The organism is Rhizobium sp. 3T7, from assembly GCF_020166565.1.
In the GTDB taxonomy this organism is placed as follows: domain Bacteria; phylum Pseudomonadota; class Alphaproteobacteria; order Rhizobiales; family Rhizobiaceae; genus Rhizobium.
Window position 1 is genome coordinate 1 of sequence record NZ_JAIQXS010000035.1, and the last position, 14761, is coordinate 14761.

Below are 14761 nucleotides of genomic sequence, written 5' to 3' on the forward strand. Positions count from 1 at the left end.
TAGAGGCGACCTCTGTCACCTCCTTTCCGACAAAAAAAGGCAACCAACAACTTCGTGAAAAGTTCCAGCGACGCGTCAATGCGCGGGTGGCCGCGTGGCGACCTTGAAAAGAGGCACTCCGAGGCCGTCGGCCTATTTGCGATAGTACTTGCGCGAAGCCGCCATCATCTTTTCGAAGGTGGGAAAATGCAGTGCAGACCGTGTGTCAGGGAAGAACAATGCGACCAGATTGTCGATCGCATAGACAAGGATCAGGGCGAGGGCCAGATAGGTGATTGCGGCGATGACGAGAACGGTCATTCTACCCTCAACGGCGCAATGAAGGGATAGCACGCCCGAGACGAACAAGGATGTGCGACGTAGCTTCCGCCCATGCCGATACTCCCACTGCCGCTATCAACATCCGGGTGGGAGTTTGGTTCCATTGCCAATTGCCGCCGCAGCATTTTTTCCGCTACGTCAAAGCTATGCGGGTTCATCTGTGGTTCGTCCCCCGAAGCGCCCTTCGCGCTCCCTTGGAAATCGATAGAGCAGAAGCAATGCAATCATGTGACGGAGGGCGCCACCGTGATCCTCCGTCACAGTCGAAACCAGATGGTCACGCCGATTTGCGGCTGGTTGTTTTCTTCAGAGCCGCAGCCTTCGCGGCGCCATTTGCTTTTGGAGTGGAGGCGGCGCGCTTGCGCGTCTTCACTTCCTTGCCGTCTAAAGATGCGGCGGACCTTTCGAGCGCCTGACGCTCGGCCCGGGCTTGCTCCCAATGTGCGAAATCTCGTCCCGCTGGCCGCCCTTCCTCTTCCCAAAGCGCATAAGCACGCTTCTTGATCCACTCTTCGCGAGTTTCTGTCATCGCCGATCTCCTCAGATAATGCCCGTGGTCTAACGCGATACTGACGCCCAGAGTTCCAGAGGAATCACGTTGATTCAAGCAATTTTTGACACGCTGCAAAAAGAAATTCTGCATTGCAGCATTCAGCCATTGAACGGCGCGTGCATTTTGCTTGCGGGCGAACGCTTTGACGCAAGAAAGGCGGGACACTTCACGCCCATGGGTGCACAATTGAACGCGGCAGCTTTAGCGTTATAGTTCAATGCAATGTTTTATCTCATATCGACCTATTGGCCGCATATTCTATTCGTTGTTTCGTTCGCCATGGGCGCCGTGGCAGCGATCCACGCAGCCATGACCAAGGAGGAGGTGCGCGCCGCGATCGGCTGGGTCGGGGTGATCATCCTCTCGCCGATCATCGGCGCCGTACTCTATACGCTCGCCGGCATCAATCGTATCCGCCGCGCTTCGCTCAGCCTTCGGCGCGATGCCCTGATTTCCGAAGCGGATCTCGATGAGCTGGAAAGCTTCGACGCCGAAACTGATATCGTCATCAGCGGTTTCGGCCGTCGCTTCGCCGCCCTCCAGACGCTCGGTGACCGCGTCGCCCGCAATCCGCTCGCAACCGGCAACGCGATCGACATGCTGGAGACGGGCGACGACTGCTATGGCGCAATGAAGGCGGCGATCGACAGCGCGAAGCGGAGCGTTCTCCTTGAGACTTACATCTTTGACCGTGATCCGATCGGACTGAGGATAGCCGATTCCCTCATTGCCGCGGTAAAGCGGGGTGTCGAGGTACGCGTGCTGATCGATGCCGTCGGCGCCCGCTATTCCGTGCCGAGCATACTCGGTTACCTTGCCGATGGCGGCGTTACCGTCTCGGTCTTCAATGGAAACGTCATCATCGGGTTGCGCTTGCCCTATGCGAACCTGCGCACCCACCGCAAGATCCTCATTGCCGATGGCCGCATCGCGCTGACGGGCGGCATGAACATCCGGGCAGGTTTCACACGCGAAATGGCCGGAGAAAACTTCGCCCGCGACACCCATTTCAGCGTCACCGGGCCTGTCGTCGCCGATCTCTTCAACGTCGCGGCCGAGGACTGGCGCTTCACCACCGGAGAGATCCTGCAAGGGGAGGCATGGCGAACCGCGATGCCCGAACGGCAGCCCGGCGATCCCGTCTTCATCCGCGTCGTGGCCTCCGGGCCCGACAGAAGCATCGAGACGAACCACAAGATGCTGATGGGCGCCTTCTCCATTGCGCGCAAATCGATCCGCATCATGTCCCCCTACTTCCTGCCGGACCGCGAGCTGATCAGTGCACTGGCGACAGCGGCACGACGTGGTGTCGAGGTTGATATCATCGTTCCGGCTGTCAACAACCTCGTTTTGGTCGACCGGGCGATGACCGCGCAATTCGATCAGATCCTCAGCAGCTATTGCCGCATCTGGCGCTCCAGCGGCGCCTTCAGCCACTCCAAACTGCTGTCGATCGACGGGGTCTGGTCCTATGTCGGGTCGTCCAACCTCGATCCGAGGTCGCTGCGGCTGAATTTCGAGATCGACCTGGAAGTGCTGAACGAAGGCTTTGCCAACGAAATCGACGAGCGTATCGACGAAGCCATCAAATCGGCTTCGCCGGTCACACTGCAGGGACTACGCGCGCGTCCTTTCCCAGTCCGGCTGCTTGAGAAGGTCCTGTGGCTCGGATCGCCTTACTTGTAGCGGATTTCTGGGGTTATGACGTGGCAACTTCCAATGCCCGGCCTATAATCCGGTTAGAACCTCTTCGATCAACGGGGCGCCAGCAAACTCCGATGCATGCCAGAAAAGAAAGCCTGCCGGCCAACATACTTGCGTCGATCCGCAATCGAAAAAAGCGGTTGGATGCAGCACATTCGGAGGAAAAACCGCGCTCAGATGGCACTCTAATAGCTTCCTACAACGTCCACAAATGCGTCGGCAACGACCGGCGCTTCGACCCGGAGCGCACCAGCCGCGTCATCCACGAAATCGATGCCGATGTGATCGCCCTGCAGGAAGCCGACACCCGATTTGGCGAGCGTACGGGCATTCTCGATCTTGGCAGATTGGAACGGGAGACCGGACTGATCCCGGTGCCGGTTAACGGCATGGCAAAGGCTCACGGCTGGCACGGCAATGTCGTGCTCTTCAAGAAGGGGTTGGTCCGCGATGTTCACCAGATCAACCTCCCTGGCCTGGAGCCGCGTGGTGCGCTTGTTGTCGAGCTCGATCTGGAGAGCGGCGGGGGCTTGCGCATCATCGCCGCCCATTTCGGCCTGCTTCGCCATTCGCGCGCGCAGCAGGCCAAGATGCTGGTCGAGCTGATGGCCAGGAAGAGCGAGGTCCCGACCATCCTGCTCGGCGACCTCAATGAATGGCGACTTGGCGACCGTTCATCGTTGCACACGTTCCAGTCCGCGTTTGGTCCGCAGCCTATGGCAGTTCCGAGCTTTCCAGCACGACTTCCCGTGCTCGCTCTCGATCGTATCATGGCAAACCGAAAGGGCGTCGTGACAGGAGTCGAAGCCCACGACACGCCGCTCGCCCGCGTCGCTTCTGATCACCTGCCGGTCAAGGCAGTGGTCAATCTCAAGCGGCTAGAGGAGCTGAGCACGAAGAGCTAGCCTCCATCGACAATCTCTACGCTGCCGTACGCATCCACATCGCACGGCACCGTCGTGATCGCGGTCGAAGCTTGACACTGCCTGCGATCGTGGCAGGTTTCTGCTCATCTCGACAGACACCTTGGACGAGGAGGTTGCGTGGTGCTTGTGGCCGGGGCTTTGCGGCATGGAGCCGACATGTTGCGTGGGCGTGCATCGGCCGCGATTGCCACCGCGATGACAAAAGGCAGGGTCGCGTGGTTGGCGACGGGCCTTGCCATTGCGCTCTTGCCGGCATCCGCCTGGGCCGAGGACCCTCCACCCCAGACTGAAACCTCAAAGCAACAGATTGAGAAGCTCGTCGAAACGTGGGGGCAGTACTATCACAAAGCCGACAGCCTGCGTGACCGGCGGCAAGCCTTCGAAGACCTGATGGAATCCACTCCCGAGCCGACGCGCGTCCAAATCAGGTCCGTCGATGCCGGCGGTGTCGATGCGCAGCTCATCTGGCCGGCGAGACTGCATCATCCGCTCGGCCGGAGAGCCATTCTCTATGTTCACGGCGGCGGCTTCTACAGCGGTTCGTTGCGCACGCACCGAGCAATAGCCGGCGCGCTGGCCAAGGCAGCGTCAGCCGATGTGCTTCTCATCGACTACCGGCTCGCGCCCGACAACCCGTATCCGACACAGATCGATGATACGTTGACCGCTTATCGGTGGCTGCTCGACTCCGGCTACGGGAACGACAACATCGTGCTGGTCGGCGAATCCGTCGGCGGGAACCTGGCGATTGAAGCCACGCTGCGGCAGATGCGAGTGAGGGGACCGCTACCCGCGGCCGTGGTTGCCATGAGCCCGCTCACCGACCTGGCCGCCACAGGCGCTTCATTGATGGCGAACGCCAGCACCGATCCGCTGATCAACACAGCTCAACTGGATCTCATACGCAAGGCCTATCTCGGAACACGCTCGCCCGCTGATCCCATGGTTTCGCCCCTCTACGGCGATATGACCGGGTTTCCGCCATTGCTTATGCAGGTCGGTTCGGGCGAGGCGCTTCTGGACGACACCTTGCGGTTGGCCAATAAGGCCCGAAAGGCCGGCGTCGATGTCGAGACCGAGATCTGGCCCGGCATGATCCATCAGTGGCAGCTCTTCCCGTTCTGGATCGATGACGCAAGAAAGTCGAACCAGCGCATTGCTGAATACGCAATCAAGCATTTTGCTGACAAGCCACAACCATAGTTTGCCCGATATCGGCTGCGGTGACAACTTCGTACAACGGACGGCCACGCCTTGCCAAGGAATTGATCTAGCTATATATTTTTCCCATCATCGAGCGAGCAGCCGACCACCTCGAAATTTGGCTGGCTCTTTTCATTTCGCTCGTTCTCCAGCACCGATCTGAGTCCAGCAAAGTTTTCGGTTCGTGCAGGCGAGCCGGCAGCCCAACTTTGCCTTTCATGGTCGAAGGTGCGTAAGCTCTTCGCCTGCTTCTAAAACGAGTAGTCTGGCCATCTCCCCTTGATGTGCCATCGGCACCCGTTCTTCTTTCGCCTGGTCGACGGTCGATTCCGCGCTGGAAGCAGCCATATTCAAAGTTTGTCTGCCCCCATCAATCGAGATGCTGTGTAAGATTTCCCCATTCGAACCAGAGAGATCTTAGCTCAATCGGGCGGCGCTCGGGTTTCCTGGATGCCTTAGGGAACAGCATGGATCTGCAAAAAATCAAGATGCTACTTGACTTTCTTCCCGCATCTTTCTGCGGTCGACAACATCGCCATGTCGCCGATCCGCGTGAAGGGCATAGCGCCCGCGCAAGCGCATGAAAAGGCGCTGAAGCTCCTCGAGCGCGTCGGCCTTCGCGAAAAGGCGGACTCCTATCCGGCACAACTCTCCGGCGGCCAGCATGAAGCCGGTGCTGAAGGCAAAGGACCTTATCGTCGAGGCGTAGCCGGCGAACCTCGGGGACTGTCAAAGGACATATCATGAGCAAAATCAAGCTGTTGCAGGTCGGCCCTTATCCCGCATGGGACGAGGAACGGTTGAATGCGACCTTCACCATGCACCGCTATTTCGAAGCTCCGAACAAGGCGGCGTTCCTTGCCGCGCACGGCGCCGGCATCCGTGGCATTGCCACGCGCGGCGAGCTTGGAGCCAACCGCGCCATGATCGAGGCACTGCCGAAGCTGGAGATCATCTCGGTCTACGGCGTCGGCTTCGATGCGGTGGACCTTGCAGCGGCGCGCGAACGCGACATCCGCGTCACAAACACGCCAGATGTGCTCACCAAGGACGTCGCCGATCTCGGCGTCGCCATGTTGCTTGCACAGGCACGCGGCATGGTCGGCGGCGAAAGTTGGGTGAAGAGCGGCGACTGGGCGAGGAAGGGCCTTTATCCACTGAAGACCCGCGTGCACGGCAAACGCGTTGGTATCCTCGGCCTTGGCCGCATCGGCTTCGAGGTGGCAAAACGTCTCGCTGGCTTCGAGATGGACATCGCCTACAGCGATACCGGCCCGAAGGACTACGCAAAGGACTGGACCTTCATCGCCGATCCGGTGGAACTTGCCGCCCGCTCCGATTTCCTCTTCGTCACGCTCGCCGCCTCCAGACACGCCACATCGTCGGCCGCAAGGTGATCGAGGCGCTTGGAGAGCAGGGGATGTTGATCAATATCTCGCGCGCCTCTAACATCGACGAAGAGGCTTTGCTCGATGCACTCGAAAAGAAGACGCTGGGTTCGGCCGCGCTCGACGTCTTCGACGGTGAGCCGAACCTGAACCCGCGCTTCCTCGCGCTCGACTGCGTGCTGTTACAGCCACATATGGCCTCCGGCACGGTTGAGACCCGCAGGGCGATGGGGGCACTGGTCTTCGACAACCTGTCGGCCCATTTCCAGGGTCGGCCGCTACCAACCCCGGTACTGTGAGGGCCACGATGAAAGCAATCGTCATCCATGCGGCCAAAGACCTCCGCATCGAGGACCGGGAGCCAGAAAAGCTCGGTCTCGGTGAGGTGGAGATCCGCCTTGCCGCCGGCGGAATCTGCGGCTCGGACCTGCACTACTACAACCATGGCGGCTTCGGCACGGTGCGCCTGAAGGAGCCGATGATCCTTGGCCATGAGGTTGCCGGCCATGTCGCTGCCGTGGGTGAAGGCGTTTCGGATCTTGCCATCGGCGACCTCGTTGCCGTCTCGCCGTCGCGTCCCTGCGGCACGTGCGAGTATTGTCTGAAGGGTCTTGCGAACCATTGCTTCAATATGCGCTTTTATGGCTCGGCCATGCCATTCCCGCATATCCAGGGTGCCTTCCGTGAACGGCTCGTTGCCAAGGCCAGCCAGTGTGTGAAGGCGCACGGCCTTAGCGCCGGGGAGGCGGCGATGGCCGAGCCGCTTTCCGTGACGCTGCACGCCACACGCCGCGCAGGCGAGATGCTCGGCAAGCGCGTGCTGGTCACCGGCTGCGGGCCGATCGGTACGTTGTCGATCCTCGCTGCCCGCCGGGCGGGCGCCGGCGAGATCGTCGCGGCCGACTTGTCGGAACGAGCGCTCGATTTTGCCCGCAAGGTCGGCGCGGACCGCACGGTCAACCTGTCGGAAGACCGGGAGGGCCTTGCCGCCTACAGTCAGAACAAAGGCTATTTCGATGTCCTTTACGAATGCTCCGGCGCCGCGCCGGCCCTGGTCGCCGGTATCCAGGCTCTGCGCCCACGCGGCGTGATCGTCCAACTCGGCCTCGGCGGTGAAATGAGCCTTCCGATGATGGCAATCACGGCGAAGGAACTGGACCTGCGCGGCTCCTTCCGCTTCCATGAGGAATTTTCGGTCGCCGTCTGGCTGATGCAGGGCGGTCTGATTGACGTCAAACCGCTGATCACCCATACCCTGTCGCTTTCCGATGCCCTGAAGGCCTTTGAGATTGCCTCGGACAAGGGGCAGTCGATGAAGACGCAAATCGCATTCGCTTAAGGAAGGGCACATGAGCATTCAACTCTTCGACTTGACGGGCAGGCGGGCTCTCGTCACCGGCTCCTCGCAGGGCATCGGCTATGCGCTGGCAAAAGGTCTTGGGGAGGCTGGCGCCGAGATCGTCCTCAACGGCCGCGACGAGGCGAAGCTGAAGGCGGCGGCCGAAAGCCTCGGCGTGAAGCACACACTCGCCTTCGACGCCACGGATCATGAGGCCGTGCGCAAGGCCGTCGATGGCTTCGAGGCGGAGGTCGGCGCCATCGACATCCTCGTCAACAATGCCGGCATGCAGCACCGCACGCCGCTGGAAGATTTTCCAGCCGACGCCTTCGAGCGGTTGCTGAAGACCAACATCTCCACGGTTTTCAATGTCGGCCAAGCTGTCGCGCGCCACATGATCAAACGCGGCGCCGGCAAGATCATCAATATCGCCAGCGTCCAGACCGCGCTTGCCCGCCCCGGCATCGCGCCCTATACGGCGACGAAGGGTGCCGTCGGCAATTTGACCAAGGGCATGGCGACCGACTGGGCAAAATACGGCCTGCAATGCAATGCGATCGCTCCCGGCTATTTCGACACGCCGCTGAACGCTGCTCTCGTCGCCGATCCGGTCTTCTCGGCCTGGCTGGAAAAGCGCACGCCTGCCGGCCGCTGGGGCAAGGTAGAGGAACTGGTCGGCGCCTGCATCTTCCTCTCCTCCGGCGCCTCCTCCTTCGTGAACGGACATGTGCTTTATGTCGACGGCGGCATCACAGCCTCGCTCTGAGGCGTTCCGGCGCATCGTGGTGATGGGCGTCGCGGGCTCGGGAAAATCCGCCGTGGGCGTGGCGCTTGCCGCTCGTCTGAGCGCCACCTACCTTGATGGCGACGATCTGCATCCGTCCGAAAACATCGCCAAAATGAGCCGGGGCGAGCCGCTGACGGACGAGGACCGTGAGCCCTGGCTCACCCTCGTTGGCCAAAGGTTCGCCGCACCGGATGGTATCCTCATCGTCGGCTGTTCGGCGTTAAAGCGTCGCTACCGTGACCATATACGCGCGCAAGCGCATGGACGTGTCATCTTCATCCACCTCGCCGGCACGAAAAAGCTGATCGCCGCCCGCATTGGGCGCCCGCTCCGGCCACTTCATGCCGATGAACCTCATCGACAGCCAGTTCGCAGCTCTCGAACCGCCCGAAGCGGACGAAAACGCAATCACCGTCAACATCGACACTGGATCAGAACGCACTGACTGTCAGCAACACACAAAACCCCAAAAGGGCTGCAGACCCGCACCTTCTGACGACGAGCGGCATTTCATCGGCGTCTCCGAGGATCGCGCGACCAATCGACAGCCATATGCACGAGGATCCAGTTGCTGCCACCAGGAACGCCGTGAGTACGTCGAGCGCGATGATGCCCTGGGGTGGAAGCATCGTAAGCGCGATGATGATCGCTTTCGGATTCAGGAGTGTCGTCGTAACAAGTTGCCTGACGCCCAGCCCGGATGGATCGGCCTTACCTGGTATGCCCCACAGCTTCAACGCAAGATAAAACACCCACGTGGCTGACGCCAGCTTGACGCCTTGAGATACGGCAGGGTGATGCTGAAGGAAAGGCCCGGCGAACGAGGAAATGGGCAGGATAACGGCGAGATAGGACAGAAGAACCGCGGCCACAAGCACGCCCATGCGCGACAATGTCAGCCCGAGCGACGTCATTGCCAGGATCGCGTTCGTCGGGCCAGGCAAAACAAGAAGCGCGAAAACGCTGACCGCAAACGCGAAAATATCCATTCGGAAATCCCTGAACAGTTTCGATGCTCACTTGCACGCTTTCCGCCAGCTGTATTTGACCTAAATCATTTGTCGAGGAACTTTACTCTTTTGTTCGCTTATCCGATCGAACCGGAGGTGCTGCAATGCCTCGCTTGATCTGGTTTATCCTGACCCGTTTCACGACAGGATTTGCACTCGGATGTGCGACGGGCCTTTTGATCTGGAACGTTTACATCTGCGGCGCAGAGCACGGAATGGCGTTGTCAGGTTCTCTGATAGCTGAAGGCATCTTCACATATCTGTTCGCCAGCACGATGGGCATAGGCTACATGGCGACGGCGCTCTGGACAGAAGAACTCTAAGGGGCGAGACACCCAATTTCCGTTGTCCATACTGGCTCGAAAAAGTTTGGAGCCGCGGCAGCCTTGCGTTGGCCTTGCGGTAGCGGGAAGCCTGGGGCGGCAACATTCGTTCGATACCGAACCCGGAATGCCTTCAGGACAGCCATCGAGAAATGGTTGGTGATTAATTCTCGGTTCACGAACGCACGGCTTCGTGCGGCTACTGGCCGGGTCCCGTAGTTCAAAGCGCTGACAGCGTGCCCACGGCGCCAACGCCGTACGTCTTGTGCAGTCAGTTCCAGGGGGTCGAGCGAGGTTTCCCTCGGGGCACTTGTCGAGCGCAATGTCGCGGAAGATCTGGATGCACTCCAAGAAGCGTTCGGCCGCGGCTCGGGGAGGCGATGCGACGCTCAAAATCCCTCTCCTCTCACTGTCACTGGCCAAGGGTTCGCTTGAGAGAGAAAAGCCTCCAATGTCGCCTGCGGTTCTCCGGCCATAGACGCGCCAGAACCAATGAATTCCAGGATGTCGATGCGCCGGTTCTGATTCCTCTCGTCCATCACAGCGACCCCGCAGATACTCTAGGCAACCTGGTCGCAACATCGCGCAATTCCGATCGGTAGGAGAACGCCCTCAATAGCTGCGAGCCGAGGCGCGCCTGCTCGGCCATGTCGCGTGCGCGCATCGGCGGCGGCGACGCCAGCCTTTTGATGTCCTGTAGTCATCGAGCCAATCCTTCTGCGTTTCTAAGCCGCGCTACCCATTCGGCTCCGTCGCGACCGTGGTGGAATCCGTTGGAGAGCGGGAGGTCGGGATGAATCTCGTGCAGCCGCAAAGCCGCTTGGTCGGATCCCAGGCTGTTATCCAGTAGGTCGCGGTATACCCTCGCAACGGCGGTCATCTCGCAGTTCTGGGGAGACAGTCTCACCGGATGCCCAGGGACAACGTTTCGTCGGGCTCGTCGAGAAGCGCCTGACAAGAGTACGAGGGAGGGGCTGAAGAATTCTCAAATGGACCGAGACCTACTCATCCTCAGCGAAATCTACTGATGAGATGTCCACGTTCCATTCAAAATCCTTGGGCGAAGGTTTGCCTGGCAAGGTCTCCAAGCCTCTATACTGATTGAGCGCCCAGCATGTCCCGTAAACGCCATGCGGCTCAATGATCTTGTAGCTGCTGAGATAGTCGGAGTAAGCTTCAATGCTGAGGCCTGGGCGCTTCGCGACCAATCGGAAGCGCACTACGTTGACATACTGGTCGGAGCCGTTGAACAACTGAACGAAAACTGGCTTGGCAGGGTCGAGGCAGCCTTGGGTGCCGGTGCTCGTGCCAACAACCAAGCTCGCGGAGTTGTTGCGCTCGGATTGTTGGAAGTAAACATAGACCCCGACGCCAGCGCCGACGAAAATGACCGCAATCAGCGCAATCAACGTGGGGCGGGGAAACAGGAAGAAGAAAACTAACAAGGTCGCGACCGCGACTATCATGAAGATCATCGGCGGGTTCCATTTGTTTCATGAGCTAAAGCAGGCACCGATGACGGGGGAAGGCTGGTTGAGACCGATCTCATTTAATCTTCTTACTCAATCATTTGTGGCGATCAAATCCCTTCCAAGTTGCCGCCTCTTTGATTTCTAGGACGTACCAGTCTTTATGCGGAACACCAGGTTCTGACCGCTTGCCCCGCCCAGCGACACTGTTGGATCCCGTCGGCTTCTCTTGGATGGAGAGAACGCTCTTCAAGAGCCGAGAATAAGGGACTTTCATTGATTTGCATGTGTACGGTCCTTGAACGCTGCTGCCGCATTTTGATGCAATTCAGGTGGTTGGCAATGGAGTTTACGGGAATCTACTAGCTGGTGTGCGGGTGATCACAAATGCCGCGTCGTTGCGCTTCCGTCGAATCTGCTGATGTCGACCCCACTAAGCAGCTTGCTCTACCAATCTGTTCAACCAGGGTGGCTGAGTGTTTCTTAGGAATCCGCAAAATCGTCTACGTCGCTGGGCGAGGAGGAGCCGACGCCGCAAATCTGGTTTCTTCGCTCACAACGCTGCCATCTGCCGCCAAGACCGCGATCCATATTCGATTTCCGAGGCGAACCGTCAGGCGTGTCTTTCCGATGTCCGCTTCCTGACCGATTTCGACCCTGCTACGAACGAGACCCTGCGCCATGTAACGTCGAAAGGCTGCCGGCGACAGTCCAAACCGGCCCGCCAGATAGGATGCATCGACAGTCAGCTCGTCGAGATCAACTTGGCCCTTGATGGTCATGCCTGCCACTCTCCATAGGACTAGAACGAAAACAACTCCGCCATGTCAGGCGACCAAGGCGGGTTGTAGACAAGCCGGACTTGTGCCTTGCTTACCTGCTCCAACGCCCCCAGCCGGATCTTTGCCGCCTCGGTAAGAAAGCCGGAAGCAGGACAGAAGCGGGTGGTTGTTGTCATTTCCACGATAACGAAGCCGTCCTCTGAAATCGAGATGTCGTAGATCAGCCCGAGGTTGACGATCGAGGTTCCTCTCGGGATCCTCGATTTCTCGAAGTGCATCAAGGACGGCGTCACGAGTGAGGCTAGGCCCGCACATCGGCCGCATCCAGGCGTGTGGGCCCGGATCATGATCCGGTACACCTTTCCCATTTCATCGAAATTTCCAATCCATTCGTGCCCGCGTTCCTTCAGTTGGTTGAACAGGAAAACGGGCTCCCTGTTCAGAAGCGCGAAAAGAACCTCGCCGGTACTCAGGGTCTCAAGCCTTCCATCGGTTCAGGTGGCGGAAGTTCGGTCGGGTCGAGGTTCCAGGTCGGGTCCGGCCAGATCGCCTCCGACGCCGCGGCTGCGGGTTGCACGTCCTGTAGAACATCACGCGGAACGAACTCGATCTCCCAGTCGTCGTAGGCAAGACGCCTGGTCACATGCGCAAGGCCACGCTGTTCAAGTTGCCGGATGAGCGGGACCGGCTCGATAATCGCGTGTAGTCGCACTCCTTCGCCCGGATCGAGGGAGGCAACCGTATCCATCATGAGCTGGAGGGCATCCCGCCATCACGCAGTATCTGTCGAACATCGAGTTCACGAAGCTGAACCATTGGCGTTTCCTATGTTGTTAGCGGCGAAGAATAGCGCCGGCTGTTGAAATGGTTCTCTTTTGGTGGCTGCCTCCACGTTTGCAAGCGCGCGTGCAAGCAAGGAGCTCGACGGCAAGGGCTGCCGTGGCCAAAGTTTGGAGGGTGACGGCGACGTGAAAGCCCCAGTCGGATCCGGCGGCGATCGCCGCGACCGCGGTAACGACGGCGAAATAGAACATTCCAAGCCACACAGCAGCGCGGCTTCCAAGTCGCAGCCCGCATTAAGGCGTATGATCTCAACGCGCCAGACTTCGGGGCCCTGCTCCAGGTACTCCCAGGAGAATTTGCCAGGGAACGCGGTCTCGAGCTGATAGTGAAGGGGACGGGGCTCGTGATCGCTCGTGATGAACAGGGTGCCGCCAGGAGTCAGGGAACCGAGCGTGCCTGATATCTGCATATGGCGCTGGGCGTGTGGAAGCGTCCGTACGTCTATATGCGGAGCTTCAGCAGAGGGAGTTTGCACATCAGTCATTCTGGCTTGGTTCCTTATCGCCGCAGGCTTGACCACTGACAGGACCGCGGCTCGCCACATGTCAGAAGCCAACGACATGCGCCATTGAAGGGACAGACTTTGACGACGGACAAATATCGGAGATTTCGCGGAGCCAGTGCTTATTGATCTAGGACAAGGAACGCACAGCCGATCGCCATCATAAGACATCGTGACTTTTATGAAGGATGCCACGATGTCAGATTTGGTCGCAAAGTACGGCGAAGCCCGGCTCCCGCGCTATACCAGCTATCCAACGGCGCCCGCCTTTTCAGCAGCGGTTGGGCCCGCCGAGTATGCGAAAGGGCTCGCTATCGCTGCGGAATCGGGACCGGCTTCCCTCTATCTTCATGTTCCATTCTGCCGCTCCATGTGTTGGTACTGCGGCTGTCACACGACGATAACGCGGCAGGATGCCCCTGTTCTCGAATACCTCGATACGATGAACCAGGAGATCGAGATAGTCTCGTTCGCCGCAGGAAATTCTCTCCGGGTGAAGAACGTTCATTTTGGTGGCGGCACGCCCACGATCATGAAGCCAGAAGAATTTACGGCGCTCATGCGAAAGCTTCGAAGCGCGTTTCGGTTCGAGGATGATCCCAGCCTTGCCGTCGAAATCGATCCGCGGACCCTCTCCCCGTTGATGATCGAGGCATTGGGAGAGAACGGCGTGGATCGTGTCAGCTTGGGCGTCCAGAGTTTCGATCCGGTGGTCCAGCGGGCGATCAACCGAATTCAGACGTTTGAGCAAACGCAGGCGGCGGTTGCCGGCCTACGCGCTTGCGGCGCGTCGAGCATCAACTTCGACCTGATCTACGGCCTCCCGCACCAGACGGTCGAATCCTGCGTAGCGACCGTCAGACTGGCGACGGAGCTAAGACCCGAACGCTTCGCGGTCTTCGGATACGCGCACGTGCCTGCCTTTAAGAAACACCAGCGCCTGATCGACGAGTCTGCGCTTCCGGACGCCCGCCAACGCAACGAGCAGGCCGAGGCGATTGCGCAACAGCTTGTCGCCGCGGGTTACGTCCGGATCGGCCTCGACCATTTCGCATTGCCCGACGATCAGCTTTCAATCGCTTGCCGCTCTGGCTCGCTTCGGAGGAACTTCCAAGGTTATACGACCGACGAGTGCGATACCCTGATCGGTCTCGGCGCGTCTGCGATCGGACGTCTGCCGTCCGGGTACTACCAGAACCATGTGTCTATCGGCAGGTATGCCGAGATGGTTTCGTCAGGCGTCCTTCCCACGGCGAAAGGATATCTGCTCACCGATGAAGACAAACTTCGTGCGAGGGTCATCGAAGGGCTCATGTGTGACTTCGAAGTCGATCTGCCCAAGCTGTGCGAACAGGCTGGCTATGAGGTCCGCTTCCTGCTGGAAGGAAACGAGAGACTTCAGGAACTCGTGATCGACGGAGTAGCGACCATCGTCGACGGCCGGGTCACGGTATCGCAGAACGCACGTTTCATGGTCCGCGCGGTCGCTGCGGCCTTCGACGCCTACTTCGGATCGTTGGGGAGGACCCACAGCAAGGCTGCGTAGTGATCGGCAATGTTTGCAGTGGGCGCTGAACTTTGCCCTTTTTGCATGGTTGGCTTCTGCGCACG

General features: G+C 59.4%; 14 protein-coding genes and 4 pseudogenes. 10 read left to right on the top strand and 8 right to left on the bottom strand.

The window, feature by feature from the left end:
* Positions 1-132 precede the first annotated feature (132 nt).
* Both K9B32_RS27725 and K9B32_RS27730 read right to left on the bottom strand, forming a co-directional pair.
* Positions 133-300, bottom strand: coding sequence for a hypothetical protein (locus tag K9B32_RS27725; protein WP_224568342.1), 168 nt, complete (start codon positions 298-300; stop codon positions 133-135).
* A 298-nt stretch (positions 301-598) separates the two neighbouring features.
* On the bottom strand, positions 599-850 hold the full coding sequence (locus K9B32_RS27730; protein WP_224568392.1) for a DUF2934 domain-containing protein: 252 nt from the start codon (positions 848-850) through the stop codon (positions 599-601).
* 246 nt (positions 851-1096) lie between these two features.
* Between K9B32_RS27730 and K9B32_RS27735 the strand changes: the two genes are divergently transcribed.
* From K9B32_RS27735 to K9B32_RS27770, 8 genes and pseudogenes are all read left to right on the top strand, one after another.
* Positions 1097-2560, top strand: a complete 1464-nt coding sequence (locus K9B32_RS27735) for a phospholipase D-like domain-containing protein (protein ID WP_224568344.1) — start codon at positions 1097-1099, stop codon at positions 2558-2560.
* Positions 2561-2652: 92 nt separating this feature from the next.
* Positions 2653-3483 carry an endonuclease/exonuclease/phosphatase family protein gene (locus tag K9B32_RS27740; protein WP_224568346.1) on the top strand — a complete coding sequence of 277 codons (831 nt, stop codon included), beginning with the start codon at positions 2653-2655 and terminating at the stop codon, positions 3481-3483.
* Between the two features lie 216 nt (positions 3484-3699).
* Positions 3700-4707 (top strand): alpha/beta hydrolase, encoded by a 1008-nt coding sequence (locus K9B32_RS27745; RefSeq protein WP_224568394.1) that lies wholly within the window; start codon positions 3700-3702, stop codon positions 4705-4707.
* A 504-nt stretch (positions 4708-5211) separates the two neighbouring features.
* Positions 5212-5427: pseudogene (locus tag K9B32_RS27750) on the top strand (amino acid ABC transporter ATP-binding protein); the annotation flags it as partial.
* Between the two features lie 23 nt (positions 5428-5450).
* A pseudogene (locus K9B32_RS27755) lies at positions 5451-6394 on the top strand (2-hydroxyacid dehydrogenase).
* 8 nt (positions 6395-6402) lie between these two features.
* Entirely contained in the window at positions 6403-7434 is a 1032-nt protein-coding gene (locus tag K9B32_RS27760) for an L-idonate 5-dehydrogenase (protein WP_224568348.1), read from the top strand.
* A 10-nt stretch (positions 7435-7444) separates the two neighbouring features.
* Positions 7445-8200: an SDR family oxidoreductase gene (locus tag K9B32_RS27765; protein WP_224568349.1), complete on the top strand. Its 756-nt coding sequence runs from the start codon at positions 7445-7447 to the stop codon at positions 8198-8200.
* A 22-nt stretch (positions 8201-8222) separates the two neighbouring features.
* Positions 8223-8666 (top strand): gluconokinase, encoded by a 444-nt coding sequence (locus K9B32_RS27770; protein WP_224568396.1) that lies wholly within the window; start codon positions 8223-8225, stop codon positions 8664-8666.
* Here K9B32_RS27770 and K9B32_RS27775 read toward each other — a convergent pair.
* Positions 8653-9210, bottom strand: coding sequence for a hypothetical protein (locus K9B32_RS27775; protein ID WP_007795125.1), 558 nt, complete (start codon positions 9208-9210; stop codon positions 8653-8655). The two genes, K9B32_RS27770 and K9B32_RS27775, sit on opposite strands and share 14 nt — an antisense overlap.
* Before the next feature lie 125 nt (positions 9211-9335).
* Between K9B32_RS27775 and K9B32_RS27780 the strand changes: the two genes are divergently transcribed.
* Entirely contained in the window at positions 9336-9554 is a 219-nt protein-coding gene (locus K9B32_RS27780; protein ID WP_224568351.1) for a hypothetical protein, read from the top strand.
* 1001 nt (positions 9555-10555) lie between these two features.
* On the opposite strand, the gene K9B32_RS27785 is transcribed toward K9B32_RS27780, so the two are convergent.
* The 5 genes and pseudogenes from K9B32_RS27785 to K9B32_RS27805 all read right to left on the bottom strand — a co-directional run.
* Positions 10556-11029 carry a hypothetical protein gene (locus K9B32_RS27785; protein ID WP_224568353.1) on the bottom strand — a complete coding sequence of 158 codons (474 nt, stop codon included), beginning with the start codon at positions 11027-11029 and terminating at the stop codon, positions 10556-10558.
* A 497-nt stretch (positions 11030-11526) separates the two neighbouring features.
* Positions 11527-11805, bottom strand: a complete 279-nt coding sequence (locus K9B32_RS27790) for a DUF6522 family protein (protein ID WP_224568355.1) — start codon at positions 11803-11805, stop codon at positions 11527-11529.
* 20 nt (positions 11806-11825) lie between these two features.
* Entirely contained in the window at positions 11826-12152 is a 327-nt protein-coding gene (locus K9B32_RS27795) for a metal-sulfur cluster assembly factor (protein ID WP_411969760.1), read from the bottom strand.
* A pseudogene (locus tag K9B32_RS27800) lies at positions 12144-12621 on the bottom strand (DUF2249 domain-containing protein); the annotation flags it as partial. The pseudogene K9B32_RS27800 and the gene K9B32_RS27795, both read right to left, overlap by 9 nt.
* Positions 12622-12844: 223 nt before the next feature.
* Positions 12845-13132 (bottom strand): annotated as a pseudogene (locus K9B32_RS27805) (DUF2249 domain-containing protein); the annotation flags it as partial.
* A 214-nt stretch (positions 13133-13346) separates the two neighbouring features.
* Here K9B32_RS27805 and hemN point away from each other — a divergent pair.
* Entirely contained in the window at positions 13347-14696 is a 1350-nt protein-coding gene (gene hemN, locus K9B32_RS27810; RefSeq protein ID WP_224568356.1) for an oxygen-independent coproporphyrinogen III oxidase, read from the top strand.
* The last annotated feature ends 65 nt before the right edge of the window (positions 14697-14761 follow it).